The organism is Brevibacillus brevis NBRC 100599 (assembly GCF_000010165.1).
In the GTDB taxonomy this organism is placed as follows: domain Bacteria; phylum Bacillota; class Bacilli; order Brevibacillales; family Brevibacillaceae; genus Brevibacillus; species Brevibacillus brevis_D.
The window spans coordinates 5,421,012-5,436,783 of sequence record NC_012491.1 but is presented as its reverse complement, the minus strand read 5'-3'; the positions used below and the strand labels follow the sequence as shown (position 1 = coordinate 5,436,783).

General features: G+C 49.9%; 11 protein-coding genes. 10 read left to right on the top strand and 1 reads right to left on the bottom strand.

From position 1 onward, the window contains the following. Nucleotides 1-378: 378 nt before the first annotated feature. The 7 genes from BBR47_RS25815 to BBR47_RS25785 all read left to right on the top strand — a co-directional run bounded on the left by BBR47_RS25815 (nucleotide 379) and on the right by BBR47_RS25785 (nucleotide 11,497). Nucleotides 379-1,377, top strand: a complete 999-nt coding sequence (locus BBR47_RS25815) for a thiamine pyrophosphate-dependent dehydrogenase E1 component subunit alpha (protein ID WP_015893388.1) — start codon at nucleotides 379-381, stop codon at nucleotides 1,375-1,377. A gap of 28 nt (nucleotides 1,378-1,405) precedes the next feature. Beyond that, nucleotides 1,406-2,440 carry an alpha-ketoacid dehydrogenase subunit beta gene (locus BBR47_RS25810; protein WP_015893387.1) on the top strand — a complete coding sequence of 345 codons (1,035 nt, stop codon included), beginning with the start codon at nucleotides 1,406-1,408 and terminating at the stop codon, nucleotides 2,438-2,440. 34 nt (nucleotides 2,441-2,474) lie between these two features. Next, nucleotides 2,475-3,719: a dihydrolipoamide acetyltransferase family protein gene (locus tag BBR47_RS25805; RefSeq protein ID WP_015893386.1), complete on the top strand. Its 1,245-nt coding sequence runs from the start codon at nucleotides 2,475-2,477 to the stop codon at nucleotides 3,717-3,719. Nucleotides 3,720-3,732: 13 nt separating this feature from the next. Then, nucleotides 3,733-5,112 carry a dihydrolipoyl dehydrogenase gene (gene lpdA / locus BBR47_RS25800; RefSeq protein WP_015893385.1) on the top strand — a complete coding sequence of 460 codons (1,380 nt, stop codon included), beginning with the start codon at nucleotides 3,733-3,735 and terminating at the stop codon, nucleotides 5,110-5,112. Between the two features lie 190 nt (nucleotides 5,113-5,302). Then, nucleotides 5,303-7,186, top strand: a complete 1,884-nt coding sequence (locus BBR47_RS25795; protein WP_041749935.1) for a sigma-54-dependent Fis family transcriptional regulator — start codon at nucleotides 5,303-5,305, stop codon at nucleotides 7,184-7,186. Nucleotides 7,187-7,479: 293 nt separating this feature from the next. Then, nucleotides 7,480-9,180: a YcdB/YcdC domain-containing protein gene (locus BBR47_RS25790; RefSeq protein ID WP_015893383.1), complete on the top strand. Its 1,701-nt coding sequence runs from the start codon at nucleotides 7,480-7,482 to the stop codon at nucleotides 9,178-9,180. A 349-nt stretch (nucleotides 9,181-9,529) separates the two neighbouring features. After that, on the top strand, nucleotides 9,530-11,497 hold the full coding sequence (locus BBR47_RS25785; RefSeq protein WP_015893382.1) for a M6 family metalloprotease domain-containing protein: 1,968 nt from the start codon (nucleotides 9,530-9,532) through the stop codon (nucleotides 11,495-11,497). Nucleotides 11,498-11,617: 120 nt separating this feature from the next. On the opposite strand, the gene BBR47_RS25780 is transcribed toward BBR47_RS25785, so the two are convergent. Continuing rightward, entirely contained in the window at nucleotides 11,618-12,712 is a 1,095-nt protein-coding gene (locus BBR47_RS25780) for a suppressor of fused domain protein (RefSeq protein WP_015893381.1), read from the bottom strand. A gap of 145 nt (nucleotides 12,713-12,857) precedes the next feature. Here BBR47_RS25780 and BBR47_RS25775 point away from each other — a divergent pair, with 145 nt between their 5' ends. The 3 genes from BBR47_RS25775 to BBR47_RS25765 are packed head-to-tail and all read left to right on the top strand — an operon-like array spanning nucleotide 12,858 to nucleotide 15,587. Next, entirely contained in the window at nucleotides 12,858-14,036 is a 1,179-nt protein-coding gene (locus tag BBR47_RS25775; protein ID WP_015893380.1) for a DUF4272 domain-containing protein, read from the top strand. After that, nucleotides 14,017-14,745 carry an alpha/beta fold hydrolase gene (locus BBR47_RS25770; protein WP_015893379.1) on the top strand — a complete coding sequence of 243 codons (729 nt, stop codon included), beginning with the start codon at nucleotides 14,017-14,019 and terminating at the stop codon, nucleotides 14,743-14,745. Before BBR47_RS25775 ends, BBR47_RS25770 begins: the two co-directional genes overlap by 20 nt. Beyond that, the gene (locus BBR47_RS25765; RefSeq protein WP_015893378.1) at nucleotides 14,742-15,587 is read left to right on the top strand and encodes a DUF2785 domain-containing protein; all 846 of its coding nucleotides are present in this window, start codon (nucleotides 14,742-14,744) and stop codon (nucleotides 15,585-15,587) included. Before BBR47_RS25770 ends, BBR47_RS25765 begins: the two co-directional genes overlap by 4 nt. The last annotated feature ends 185 nt before the right edge of the window (nucleotides 15,588-15,772 follow it).

Here is a 15,772-nt window from a genome sequence, read left to right as displayed (position 1 = left end):
CCTTTTTTCGTTCAACCTTGCCATTGACCAACCGGGTTCGATCGTTTAAAAAACCAAAGCCAGTTTTCTGCGAACAGCTGGTTGTCATTTTGAACGGCATAAGGCTGCTCCAGGTAATAGAATAGGATTTGCAGATGAGGCCTTTCTGGTATAATGCCGGGAGGTTTTTTTGCGTTGCCACACTCCAAAGGCACGCGGTGAGCCAGTGTACAAAAGGAGACAAAACGAGACAGGTGTCCACTTTTGTTTCCCGCCAAAAGTAAAGCGGTTACAAAAAAACGCAATGTGACCTGCTTCGACGGTTGGCATACTTTTTGCGATATCCATTGTGTCAAAGGCCGGACCCCAATAAAACATGTTCGAGGAGGAGACACGCAAATGACGAAAGTGGATCAGCAAGTCAAAGGAATTCCGTTGTCCCGTGAAAAGGCAGCTTGGATGTACCAAAAAATGCTGGAGATCCGGAAGTTCGAGGACAAGGTGCACGACCTGTTCGGCCAAGGGAAAATCCCTGGTTTCGTCCATTTATACGCGGGGGAGGAGGCCATTGCGGTCGGGCTTTGCGCGCACCTGGACGACAGCGACACCATTACCAGCACGCATCGAGGGCACGGACACTGCATCGCAAAGGGGTGCGATCTGAATGGAATGATGGCGGAGATTTACGGCAGGGCCACGGGACTTTGCAAAGGAAAGGGGGGCTCCATGCACATTGCGGATTTGGACAAAGGAATGCTCGGGGCAAACGGCATTGTCGGGGGTGGCTATCCGCTTGCTTGCGGAGCCGCTTTGACAGCCAAGTACAAGCAGACAGGCGCTGTAAGTGTATGTTTCTTTGGAGACGGAGCGAACAACCAGGGTACGTTCCATGAAGGGATCAACCTGGCAGCCATTTGGAAGCTGCCAGCCGTGTTCGTAGCAGAGAACAACGGATATGGGGAAGCCACGCCGTTTTCGTACGCCTCCAGCTGCAAAACCATTGCGGACCGTGCAATCGCTTACAACATTCCCGGCATCCGAGTGGATGGCAAGGATGTGCTGGCCGTTTATCAGGCAGCGCAGGAAGCAATCGAGCGTGCTCGTCGGGGAGAGGGGCCGACTCTGATCGAGTGCGTGACGTACCGCAACTACGGCCACTTTGAGGGCGACGCCCAGAAATACAAAAAAGATGAAGAGAAGAAGGCGCATCTGTCGGAAATAGACGCGATCAGAAAATTCCAGAACGATCTGCTCTCTGGAAAGCTGTTTACTGAAAACGAGCTAGGTGAAATCGAAGCAGCTGTTGACAAAGCGGTCGAGGAAGCAGTCGCGTTTTCGGAAAACAGTCCGTACCCGGAGCCGTCCGAACTGTTGACAGACGTATACGTATCGTACTGAAAAAACGATAGCAAAGGGGGAAGGGAACATGACTAAAAAAATAACCATGTCGCAGGCAATCAACGAGGCGATGAAACTCGCGATGCGCAGAGACGAAAACGTGATTTTGATGGGCGAGGACGTAGCTGGCGGGGCACAGGTCGACCATTTGCAGGATGAAGAAGCATGGGGAGGCGTTCTCGGGGTAACGAAAGGCCTCGTTCAGGAGTTCGGCCGAGAGCGGGTGCTGGATACCCCGATTACCGAAGCGGGCTATATCGGGGCGGCGATGGCTGCCGCGACCACTGGTCTTCGCCCGATTGCGGAATTGATGTTCAACGATTTCATCGGAAGCTGCCTGGACCAGGTGTTGAACCAGGGGGCCAAGTTCCGGTACATGTTTGGGGGCAAAGCACAGGTGCCCGTTACGATCCGCACGACACACGGCGCCGGATTCCGGGCGGCGGCGCAGCATTCACAAAGCCTTTACGCTCTGTTCACGGCCATTCCGGGTATCAAAGTGGTGGTTCCGTCCACACCTGCTGACGCGAAAGGGCTGCTGCTGGCATCCATCGAGGACAATGACCCCGTAATCTTCTTTGAGGACAAGACGCTATACAACATGACAGGGGAAGTGCCAGACGGTTATTACACAATTCCGATCGGCAAGGCGGACATCAAGCGTGCCGGTTCGGATTTGACGATCGTCGCGGTCGGTAAACAGGTGCATACAGCCTTGGAGGCGGCGGAGCAGCTCGCCAGGAAAGGAATTGAAACGGAGGTCGTCGATCCGCGCAGCCTGTCGCCACTCGATGAGGATACGATCTTGGGGTCCGTTCAAAAGACGAATCGGCTGATTGTCATCGACGAGGCGAATCCACGCTGTAGCATTGCGACCGACATCGCGGCCTTGGTTGCGGATAAAGGCTTCGACAGTCTGGATGCGCCGATCAAGCGGATTACAGCACCGCATACCCCGGTTCCGTTCTCACCTGTGCTGGAGGACCTGTACTTACCGACGCCACAAACGGTGATTCAAGTGGTATCTGAACTGCTTGGCGATAAATCGCTGCTGAGCGTCTGATTCAGAAAGAAAGAAGAAAACGGAGGGAAAACCGATGGCAGTCGAGGTGCTCATGCCGAAGATGGGAATGGCGATGAAAGAGGGAACGGTTTCCCGTTGGAACAAACAAGCCGGCGATCTGGTATCCAAAGGAGAAGTGATCGCTAGCATCAGCTCGGAAAAAATCGAAGCGGACCTGGAAGCACCGGCGAACGGTGTTTTGTTGAAAATCACTGTTTCGGAATGGGAGGGTGTGCCACCTGGAACGGTCATTGGATATATCGGTCATCCAAACGAGCAAATCGCGGAGGAAACGGCCGCAACGGCGACGTTCCAGACGGCTGCTCTCGAGAAAAATCTGGAGGAGCCCGTGGCTATGACGGAGTCGGCCACGATTGCGGCAAGTCCGACGAGTGCGAAAGAAGTGAAAATTTCCCCGGTCGCGCGCAAGTTGGCCGAGGCGGCCGGTCTCCCCGTCGAATCTCTCATCGGCACGGGACCGGTGGGCAGGATCACAAAGGAAGACGTAGAAAAGGCGATTGCTGAACGGGAGGCGAAGCAGGCTGTAGCAGCGGAGGATGATCGGCTACCTGCTGTTGCCGTGGAGGAAACGACGGAGCAATTGCCTGTCACGGGCATGCGGAAAGTGATCGCTTCCCGGATGATGGCCAGTTTGCAGGAAAGCGCCCAGCTTACGATCACCACACGGGCCGATGTCACGGATTTGATCGCTTTGCAAAAGAAAATGAACGAAGTCACTCAAAAAGAGCACGAAATCAAGCTGACCGTAACTGATCTCATCGCGAGGGCGACGGTTCTCGCTCTCCAAAGGCACAAGCAAGTAAACAGCGCCTATATCGATGACCGGATTCATCGGTACGGGCACGTCCACCTGGGAATAGCCGTCGCGCTCGAACAAGGGCTGGTCGTTCCAGTCGTTCGGTACGCAGAATCAACATCGGTGCTGGACCTCTCCCGCCGGATCAAAGCGCTGGCTGCACAGGCGCGGGAAGGGACGCTTGGCATGGAAGAGATGCAAGGGTCTACCTTCTCCATCACGAACCTTGGGGCATACGGAATTGATTTCTTTACGCCAGTGCTGAATTCGCCGGAGGCAGGCATTCTCGGCGTAGGGGCTGTGCAGGAAACGCCTGTCTTCATCGGTGAGGAAGTACAGCGGCGGAGCATTCTCCCGCTCAGCCTGACGTTCGACCATCGGGTACTGGACGGAGCACCGGCAGCTGAATTTTTGCACACGCTGAGAAAATACCTGGAAGAGCCGTACCGGATGCTCTTGTGAAGGACGTGATGGGATGAATACGATTGCAGTGATCGGAGGGGGACCTGCGGGCTACGTTGCGGCGATTGTCGCCGCCCAAAAGGGCAAACAGGTCACCCTGATCGAGCAGCGGGTGTTGGGTGGGACCTGTCTGAACGAAGGATGTATGCCAACCAAATCGCTCCTAGAGTCCGCCGAGATGGCCGAGAAAATAAAGCATGCCGGCCGCTTCGGCATTCGCGTGCCCGAACAGGAAGTATCGATTGACTGGCCGGGAGTGCAGAGCTACAAAAACAACATCGTAGAGCAACTCGTCATGGGAATCGGATTTCTCATGAGAAAAAACAAAATCAAGGTGCTTACGGGGAAGGCTCGTTTTGTCAGTCAACGCCAAATAGCGGTAAAGATGGATCAGGGAGAAGAAATTGTTGAAGCCGATAAAATCATCATCGCTTCGGGATCGGAGCCGATGGAGCTACCGTTTGCGCCGTTTGACGGTCGCTGGATCATCCACAGTGGACACGCGATGTCGCTTTCGGCGATTCCCGAGACATTGCTGATCATCGGCGGAGGCGTTATCGGATGCGAGTTTGCTAGCATATACAGTCGCATGGGGTGCGACGTGACAGTGATTGAAATGGCGGATCAGATTCTCCCCGGCGAAGATGCGGATATTGCGGGTGTTCTGCGAGATCAGCTGGAACGAACCGGGGTGAAGATCTTGACCGCCACGTCATTGACGTCGGTCGACCAGCAGACGAAAACCGTTCGTTTCAAGAATCCGGATGGTAGCGGGGAAGCCACAGCAGAGATCATGCTGGTTGCTGTCGGAAGGATGCCGCGGACGGCTGAACTGCAACTTGATTGGGCGGGTGTAGCATTCGGCAAGCAAGGGATTTCCGTAAACGGGCATATGCAAACGAACGTGCCACATATTTACGCATGCGGGGATGTTGTCGGGGGCATCCAGCTCGCCCATGTCGCTTTTCATGAGGGAACAGTAGCAGCCTTGCATGCATGCGGTCTGGACGCCAAAGCCAATTATCGGGCTGTACCGAGGTGCATCTACACGTCGCCGGAAATCGCTGGTGTCGGCCTCACCGAGAAGCAAGCCAGGTCCCAATACGGAGACGTAAGAATCGGAGAATTCCCGTTTTCCGTTAATGGCAAGGCAATCATTCTCGGTGAAGCGATCGGAAAGGTGAAGGTCATCACGGAACCGGAATACAACGAAATACTGGGTGTGTCCATCGTAGGCCCGCGGGCGACGGAGTTGATTGGGCAAGGAACGGTCATGATCCACGGGGAAATGGCGGCGGATATGATGGAAACGTTCATTTCTGCTCACCCGACGTTGTCAGAAGCTGTTCACGAAGCTCTGCTGTCTGCCATCGGTCATGCCGTACACGCCTAAAGCATCGACTCAACCAAAAGCCCCCTGTAACCCAGGGGGAATTTTGATTTGCGGCCATTGTAAACGCTGCCATTATTGATTAGAATTTAGACAAAAGGAGACGACCTTGCATACATTCTGGCAGGAGTTACTTCAGGCGAGTTACTGAGGGAGGGAATGTATCTTGTTTGAATTCGCATTAAGTTCGCAGATGTGGAAGCAGTTCGTTCAGGAAGGCGTACTGGATTCTTCACGGATTCACCAATCCATCATCGAATCTTGGTATCGCTCCCGGAACGCCCAAGTCAGCCCGTACTTGGATCGGGGAAGGCACATTCTGAGCGGGGAATCTCTCCGGCACCAACAGCAAAAGAATGCTATGCTTATGGACGTCGCTGCCCCTTTTCTCGAAAAAATGGATCGACTCGCGAGCGAGATGGGAATGATTGCGCTTTTAATCGATCCAGAAGGCTACGTGCTCTGGATGAAGGGAAGCAAAAGTGTCCGGGAGGTAGCCGAAAAAATACGATTCGTAGAGGGCGTGCGCTGGACGGAAGCCGAGATGGGGACAAATGCAATTGGGACGGCGCTGTCGCTGGGGCAGCCGATTATGGTAACCGGCTCGGAGCACTATTCCATAGCTTCCCATGGTTGGAGCTGTGCTGCCGCTCCAATACGCAACGATGACGGGGAGGTCCTGGGTATCCTCGACGTTTCGTGCCCGGTTGACCGGGCGCATCCATACATGCTGGGGATTGTCACTCAGGCCGCCTATACGCTGGAGAAAGAAGTAAAGCTCCGTTCTCATCACGACGAGATGGAATTGATTCAGGGTTCGATGGAAGTACTGGAAAAGGAACAGCCGCTCATCATTTGCAACCCTCGTCAAAAAGTCGTCGCGGCGAGCAGACTTATTCGTCAGAACATTCCGAACTGGTGCGGAATGCGTACCGAAGAAATATACATGCGCGGGTACCGAAATCGGATGGAAGTGCCGATTTGCTCTGCGGAGCACGGTGGTTTCATCGGAAAATGTATCTACCTTTTGAATGCAGGGGAGCAACAGGTAAGGCAGGCCGTCTATCAGGACAAGGATTCAGCCAAGCCGTTTCGGTTCCGCGGCGAGGCTGGCACAAGCCGTGCATTTCGAAAGACGCTGGAAGAGCTTGGGCGGGTAGCTTCCGCGGACATCAATGTCTTTATCCTGGGCGAGACAGGCACCGGAAAAGAAGTGATCGCCCGTTCGATTCATGAGAACAGCAAGTGGGCAAGCGGGCCGTACGTTGCGGTGAATTGCGGCGCGATCCCGACAGAGCTGCTGGAAAGCGAACTATTCGGTTATGTGGAAGGGGCATTCAGCGGGGCGAAGCGAACCGGAGCGAAGGGGAAATTCCAACTTGCCCACCAAGGAACTATTTTCTTGGACGAAATTGGGGAGATCCCGCACTCCATGCAGGTGGCGCTTCTCCGTGTCTTGCAGGAACGTAAAATAACTCCGCTGGGCGGCAGCCAAGAGATACCCGTCGATTTTCGCGTGATTGCGGCTACGCACCGCAATATCCACCAACTGGTCAAAGAAGGGAAGTTCCGAGAAGACCTTTTTTATCGTCTGTACGTCTATCCCGTGCATGTTCCGGCACTCAGGCAGAGGGCAGAAGACATTCCGCACCTCGTTCACCATTACTGTGAAAAGCATGACTGGGATGCTGTGTTCCCTCCGGAATTCTTTGCCGCGCTGATGGATTACACCTGGCCAGGAAACATTCGCGAGCTTATGAATGTGCTGGATAAATTGCGGATTCTCTCTATGAACAGATGCGACGACCTTTTACATCAGCTGCATTCCTTGCTCCATCAAAGCGCAGAGCTGAGCAAAAGCGTCTCTACCAGCCTTAGCTTTCCTGAACAGAGGACGGAGGAGCACCGGGCTTCTCTATCGTTTCGCGATAAGATCATGCAGCAGCAAATGGTCGAGGCGCTGCAAAAGACAAACGGGAATGTGTCGAAAGCGGCGAAACTTCTGGGAATCCCCAGAAGTACGTTCTACAAACGAATACATCGGTTTGAAGAAACTGCCAAACCTTCTCGCAGTTGACGGTGTCAGAGAGGAGTACCACAGGATAAGTCTTCCTCTTTTCCAACGAAGAAAACGGAAATGAAGGTACGCGAGCTTCTCAGGGGGTCAGATAGAACGGGCTGTTCCGTGAAAATATAGTTTTAGACTACACGTCCTCGCCGATTAACGCGAGGACGTGTTTTTAATAGAGATAAGGGATTATATAATAAAAATGGAATAATATGTGACGCGAATAATTGTCCTTCCGTCTTACCCTTGGTAAGGTCAAACAGAACTTATCCGCAAATCTGAATACAATTTGGAGGTGCCCAATGAAACTCAATTCATCCATGATGACGGTTATAGCGGCGTGCTTACTTGCCTCTGCACCTGCTTGGACTCCCTATCAACCAACGGTACAAGCAGCAAGCGATGTGAAAAAGGCAGCGTCTCAAAAAAATGATTATTCCCAAGATGTTCAGAATTCTCTGGACAAGCTATTTGAGGCGATTCCCGAGTTGAAAGGGTATCGACTAATTGATAAACATTATGAGGAAGACAGCTTTCGCGGTTATCCGTCACCGATCTGGAGCTTGCACTTCACCAACAGGCCAAAAACAGATGAAAAAAAAGAGTATGACGCATACTCATCCGTTAGCCTTGAGCTGGACGCACAGACGGGCCGGCTGCTTTTCATGGATATCAAAAATCCAGCATGGGCTTCAGCCGATTATCCGGAAGAAAAGCTTGCCAGAGAGAAGGCTTCCACTTTTATCGAGGACTTATTCGGTACGGAAGCAAAACAGCTAAAAGCCGTACAAAGTCTCAACAGGGGAAAAGCAGGATCAGGTGACGGGAAGGGCAACAAGCTGGAATGGGCTCGCTCCACTGTGAAATACCACTCTCTCATCAATGACCTCCCTCTGTCCAACAACTCTATCTCCGTATCCGTTGATCATGCTGGCCATATTATTCGCTATGAAGCGTATCATTTCATCGATCCTAGCAAAGTGAACTGGCCTGATCCGAAAAAAGCGATAACACTTGAGGAAGCAAGCAAAATCTATAAGGACAAGCTTAAGATGGACCTGGTATACGTATGGGAGCAACCGATTTCCTATGCTCAAAATGGAAAACCGGCAGAAAAGAAACCGATGCTTATTTATCAACTGAATACCATTGGATGGATCGATGCTCTGACCGGCAAAGTCACAGGGGAAGAAACAGAAATGGCAGGGGAGAGTGTTCATGTAAAAGGAGAAGGGAAAAGCATCAAAATAGCCTCCCGCGAACAAGGAGAGAAATGGCTGAAAACACAGTTTGGTATTGATGTTTCTGGTGCGACCTTTGAATACGATGATCACAAGGACAATCTTTTAGAAGGACTTCAGACAATCGAATCCTATCGGTGGATCAACGATTCAAATAAAGGTACGCCTGCATTTGAGATGGTTAGCCTCATTACAGATGAACAGAGTGATCGGCTCATCGACTTCGATCTGAATTTCCCAGACGAACGAAAAACAGAGCAGAAAATCAGTGTAGAGGAAGCGAAGAAAAAAGCGATCGCAGCACTCGTACCTTATCTTGACCCGGCGTTAACGGAGCTAACGCTTATCGTAGAGTCTCCTGAAGAAGATATTCCGGAGTGGGTAGACAAGAACAAGCTGCATAAGGAAGAGGATAAAGCGTATTCATTCACTTTCCTCGCAAAACGCAACGGGATCGAAGTGTCTGACGAGCTTTATATGGTGGGTATAGACAAGGCCACGGGTACGATTACTGAGTTAAACCTCCACCCACTCAACCCGGGCGTTAGCGTTACCCTTCCAGATTCCAAAAAGATTATAAGTGCAGCAGAAGCAAAAGAAACGATCCAACAAGAAATTGACCTGGAGCTGGTCTACGTGTGGGAGCAGTATGATGGTCAAAGAGCTCCCGAACCGCAACTAGTCTATCAACAGAAATGGAAGAATGGCTATAGCTTTATCGATGCTTCGACAGGGAAGCTCGTCAAAGTGTCCCGCCAATAAATGACGTAACAGCCGATTTGCTCTCGCAGCAATATCGGCTTTTTTTAGTACACCTAGCATGGGCGTCGTCTCTAGGGTGAAAGTCCCGAACGGGGGCGTTTATTAGTTAATGATAAAAAAATCCCCGATTTATAGAAAAAGTTAACATGTTACCAAAAATTTCCAATAATGTAGGTAAGGGCATTCTGGCAGTTCTGTATAGATGATCTGTCGATTCATTCTACGTATGAATCTGGTGCATTTATCAACAGAATATTCAGCTTGCCATAGAAAGGGGGGGCGATCTTCCTGAATCTATAGGGGATACCATTCCAACAGGATAACAACTTCTAAATCGGGAGGAACATTTATGCAAAGAAGTTTTAAAGGCCTGTTCACGTCTGTTTTTTCATTGATTTGTATTTTGTACTTTCAAACGGATGTTTTTGCTGCACCCGCATATGATGGAGTTGTCAAAATGAAGCAACCGTCTGGTGAATCGTTTCAAGCCGTGATGCATGGAGATGAATGGTTCCATTGGGCGAGCACAAAGGATGGCGATGTCCTTTTACAAGATCAGGAGGGATATTGGAATTACGCTGAACTTACATCAGATGATCTGCAATCGACGGGGATAAAATATAAAATTGACGAAAAACCTTCAGAAGCGGTAAATGAGAAAAATTTAATGGAATGGATAAATGAGTACGACCCTCAAGCAAATAAAAAACAGGAGTTCATGAATGAGCTTCAACAAGAAATTTCGGGATCGCCAGAAAAAAATATTGACGGAAGTATCACGCCCGTTTCAGGAACCCAAAAATTGCTTGTTTTGTTAATTGGATTTACAGATGTTGATATCGCCTATAACGATAACGATTGGAGCAACAAATTCTTTTCTGCAAATCAAAAGTCGGTAAAGAATTACTATAATGAAGTGAGTAATGGAAAAGCACAGATCACCCCAGCATCCGAAATATATGGTACGCACAATGATGGAGTTGTGAAAGTAAGATTAGATTACGCTCATCCGGATACATCGGGAAAAGACATTAGGACGGTTATAACAGATGCACTGGATAAAGCGGATCCTGTGGTGAACTTTGCTAGTTTTGATACAAATAATGATCAAGTCATCGACTCTAAAGATAGCTTCTACATTGTAACTGTTCTTGCTGGTAATGAAGAGGCTAGTGGTGGTGCAGTGCCAAATATTTGGGCACATCAGTGGTATGCTCCCAACACAAATCATGATGGTGTTACAGTATCAGGGATGTATACGACGCAGGGTGAAAAACAATTTGGTCATATGGCAACGATGGGTATCACTGCTCATGAATTCGGTCATTCCTTGGGTCTTCCGGATCTCTATGGTGCCAATAATCATGTAAGTGGTCTAAGTATAATGGCAAATGGAACCTGGAATAATCTCCAAGGGGAGGAACCTGGAACGACACCCACTCATATGGATGCCTGGTCAAAAGTAAAAGTAGGATTTGTAACACCAACTGTAGTAAATGCCACTAACAATTTTACGCTAAAAGCCATCCCGAATAATTATAATGTTTTAAAGGTTCCTTTAAAGGATAATACGTATTTTTTAGTTGAGAATCGCGAAAAAGTTGGATATGATGCTAGCTTGCAAACAGCTTCTGGAGGCATCGCGGTTTGGCACATTGATGAATCCATGAGTAATAACACGAATGATCCTCATCCTTTCATTGACATAGAGCAATCCGTGAGTGAATACCAAGACCCATTCTATTACACGAATAATAACCATGCTGCTACCTTTAGTCCAGACACCAATCCGAACAGTAACACCTACACGGGAGAAAAATCGGGAGTAACGATTACGACAACAAGCACAAGTAATTCTGCCATGAATGTGGCAGTCACAGCAGGAGGAGCCAGTCTGATTCCGCAAGCGAATTGGACGCTAAAATACGTAGACAGCGATGAATTGTACAATGAAGCCCCGAAAGCCTTTGATGGAAACAACAGCACGTTTTGGCACACGAAATGGAGCCCCGTAGCTCCAATGCCGCACGAGATTCAAATTGACTTGGGTGCAACGTATAGCATTTCCAAATTTAGTTACCTGCCCAGACAAGATGGTCAAGTGAACGGAACGATCAAGAACTATGAGTTCTACATCAGCAGTGATGGAGTGAATTGGGGAACAGCTGTAGCCACAGGTACCTTTGCAAATGATACTACGTTGAAAGAAACCAGCTTTGCAGCCAAGACAGGTCGCTATATTAAACTGCGTGCCTTAAGCGAGGTAAACAATAACCCATGGACAAGTGTGGCTGAACTCAATGTATTTGGGCAATAATGTATGGTAAAGGGTAGCTATTGCAATCATTGATACGCTACTCGAAAAGGTTATCATCTGCTGAGAGCTTCGCTCGGCATTTGATAACCTTTTTATTCCGCTAGAAACTGTTTTCTAACTTCATGCTTCCTTCCTAAATTTCGCAACCCCATTAAAAATCCAGCTTGCACCATCACCCGCAGCGTGCTGAAGCAATTGCTCAGACCCATGTATTTCTGCATACTGCTGTTCCTCCGCGGTAATCGGAATCATCCATAATAGATTCACAGGATCACCCGCCATGAGCGGAAGTGGAATGCGCGGGGCATCCTCAGGTTTTGCGAGCAGCATAGAGGAGAAGCGGCTATTGATCTGACTGATTTCCTGGCACGGAATGGTGTGACCCTGTGCGAGGAAGGTCATATACGACCACGGCAGAGAGGTTTGGCCGCTGACGTAGGCCAGCAAATGCTGTTCGTTTTGGGCAAGCCATTTGGTTTCGCAGGCAAAGGCCAGCTCGAATCGGCGTAATTGCTCTGGCTCTTCTGTAAACTGCTCGACTTTTGGCTGACGCAAAATGGACACGCCGAGGGTCATAGCATAGGTAACGTCTCCTTTTTCGATGGTCACCAATGCTTTCGGGGGCCAGTGACCGCCGTCGATGCCGTAATACTGTTTAACTGGGCCGAGAGTCGAGGTAATCGCGTCCATGAACTGCTGCTGGATGTCAGGCCAAGGGTTGCCATCCCAGCTCGCCCAAAAATGCTGGGCAGCCTCGATGCGAGCATACATGGCGTTCGACTCTGGTGTTCCCAGCGGAAAGCATAAATCAGATTCTCCGGTGCAATCTCGCGCATACGAAGGATAGTGCGAGCCGTCCGGGGAAGGGCCAGCCCAGCCGGGAATCACACACAGCACCTCATCCTCATACAAAAGCGCCGCTGCATCGCCTTCCTCCAGCCAAACGATCGAGAGCTGCTCTGGGTCCAGCCTGTCTGCTCCATCCGGATGAGCGCAGCAATCGCGTGGAAGCATGGGAGCTTGACCATCCTCCATCGCAGCGAAATCGATCGAGTCCGGTGCAGGACCGTAATTTCTTACCCAACAAGAGCGAATGCTGGCATGCTCCTCGCCTGGATAATCCCACAAATAAAAAAAGACACCGTTCTCATCCTCTTCGACAAAAGCTTGAATCGGACAAATGGGGGAGAACTCCTCTAATAGAACGTTTTTCATAGGTTTCACCTTCAATCGTCGTGATAGATTCGCCGATAACTATAAAGATTTGTGCTTGATTAAACAGGGTTAGAATACCATAATTGAATATTGATTACAAAATTCGGTACTTTGAAAATGTTTTCCCAGCAAAGGAGGTTACCAGATGAATCAATGCACCATCTATGTCTCCATCCAACAATGCGAGAAAGTCGTCGCTGCGATTGTCGAGGCTTTTCGTGATCAATTGGTAGAGGTATCCGCAGACGAACGGTCCGTGACCGTGACAGATAAAAAATGGTTTAGCAAGAGCAAGATCACCTTCAATCTTATGCGCGAGGACGATGACCAAGAAGCTTTTCTCCAGATGAAGAAAGGGATGTACGGCTACTTCGCACAGATTGAAACGACCCACGAGAAGGTACAGCAAAAGCTGTTGTACCAAATTACAGCGCTTAATGTGGCGGTAGGAATCGTGGCGAGCAAGGAAATTGATCAGACGGCGTTTGCGTCCATTATGGCGATTGCCGAAGAAGTACACGGGATTGTTTTTCTCCCTACCGGAGACATGCTCGATAAACAAGGAAGGCTGATTCTCAATACGGCAGGAGAATCCGAAGTGGACGATTTTCTGGTGACGGTCAGTGTAGACCTGATCGACGGACATATTCAGCCCTCCCAGTCAGGCGAAGCGCGCAAGGAGCGGAGCATCAAGCTATTGCAGGAGCAAGGCATTCCGTACATCCCGCATCTTCCTGTCATCGTAGGGGATGAGGATGCTGTCATCAGGAGCAAGGATGAGATTGTTCAGCGAGCGATTGCCCTGTGCTTGATTGCGGTATATGCCGGCGGGATTGCCGAAAACGGACAACTCAAGGAAGAGCGGGAGTTCATCGAGGGCATTATTGAGCAGTTTGGCGCTGCTGAATTCTTTACGGAAAAAGAGCGAGACTTCTTGAATGATCCACAGCCCGACCGAACCGATATGATTCAGATGGTTTGGATGTACGAATGCTACTGGGTACTGCTGTGGGCACTCGGCTATGTGGAAGAGCTTCATTTCCCAGATGAGATTTGTGATGTGAACACCGCGATTGACGCTCTTAGAAGCGCGGGTGACTATGATACCTTCTATAGCAATGCGGTCGTGAGAAGCAAACAAGAGATTCTCGATCAGGCAGATTTAATCTACCGCTATGACTGGGCGTGCGTGGATGCGCGCATCAACAATCGTGTGGTTGCGGGTGGTTTGAATGACGAAGTAGTTGTGGAAAGACACAGAGCATTGAATTGGCTGGTTCGTTACATGGAGGACGACTGGGATCATGTCTCGATGGATACATAAGCTGTATTCGCGAAAAAGTGGGACACCTAGTGTGATCTTCCTAGCAGGCATGGGCGATAGCGGTGAGACATGGAAGATCGTTCAAGACCGCATCTCGCAGGAAGCGTCTACCTTATCCTATGATCGGGCGGGGATTGGCAGGAGTCCAGCGCCAGTAGTCGTACCCCGGACTTGCCGTGATCTGGTCGAGGAGCTGTATGACTTGCTGCAAGAGATAAAGGTGGAGACGCCTTGTATTTTGGTCGGACATTCTTTTGGCGGCTTGGTTGCCAGATTGTTTGTGAGCCTGTATCCGCAGCTTGTTTCGGGGCTGGTTTTGGTGGACGCTGCTCCCGAATATAAGGAGCTCGCCTATGAAAAGGTTTTACCTGACAACCTGATCGCAGCCAATCGAGAATATTACGAGAATCCGATGCGAAACAGCGAGAAGATCGATAAAATACGGAGCTATCAAGAGATTGTTGACTCTTTTCGGCAAAGTGATATACCTGTCTCGATTATCACGAGAGGCTTGCCGGACGTGTGGGACGAGGAATGGCCGAACGAGGAAATCTTAGCAATCGAACAACGGCTGCAATCCGATTTCAAGCGGCTTTCAACCTCAAGCAAGCAAAGAATAGCTACTCGCAGCGGGCATTATATTCATCACGATGAACCGGAAATGGTGGTGGAGGAAATTTTGATTATGGTAAGGGGGATGAACAAGTGAGCGATACAAGAACCCAGCTTGTGCTGGACCTGCAAAGATTGGAGCAGGAACAATATCAGCTGCGTCAAGGGGAACAATTGGAGGATTTCGTCTCACGATTGTTGCAATACATTGGGGACCCTGACCCGGAATTGCGGGATAATCTCATCTACCCGGCATTTTATTATTGGATTCTCGACGAGGACAAGCTGACGGAGGCGCAATTGCGCAGCCTCCTGCGAGAGCTGACCGACGAAAAGCATTTGTTCTATCAGATCGGCAGCGAGGGTGATCCATCTGTATTTACGAGGACATTCTCTGCATTGCCGATTGCCTTGATCATGCGACGTCACAGGCAGAAGCCTTTTTTGGAGCTCGCTGATTTCCAGCATGTGAAGAATGCCATGCTCCGCTATTTTCAAGAGGAGAAGGACTTGCGCGGCTATTTGTCCGAGGGAGGCTGGGCTCACAGTACCGCTCACGGAGCAGACGTATTCGTAGAGCTAGTGCAGTGCCCAGAGAGCGACGAAGCCGTACAGCGAGACGTTCTTCAAGCGATCCAGGGCGTGCTACATAACGGAAAGCATATTTTCAATGACGAAGAGGACGAACGACTTGCGAGCATCGTAGATACCATGATAGACAAAGGCTTGCTTCCAGAACAGGAACTTGCTGACTGGATCAATGGCTTGGCAAGCTGTGCCGAGCTTCCAAAAAGTCGTACTCAAGTTATCGCTCGGGTAAACAGCAAGAACTTTTTACGCTGTCTCTATTTCAGAAGGGCACGAGATAGCCGGGAAAATGAGCTTGCGGCAGCTATGCTTGCTGCCGTAACGAAGTGTAACAGATTTGCGATCAATTAATGGGTGAAGGTTGATGCCAAGACAGAAGGCATCAGCCTTTTCTTTTTTTATACGAAGTTTTAAATGGAAGCGATGAACCAACAAAGCTGGCAAGAAGAAAAAGCGCAGGGCTCGTAGACCTTGACAACGCCTACCCAGTCGGAACTTCAAAAAGGGGACCACGCTTGTCGAACACCTCTTCTTTG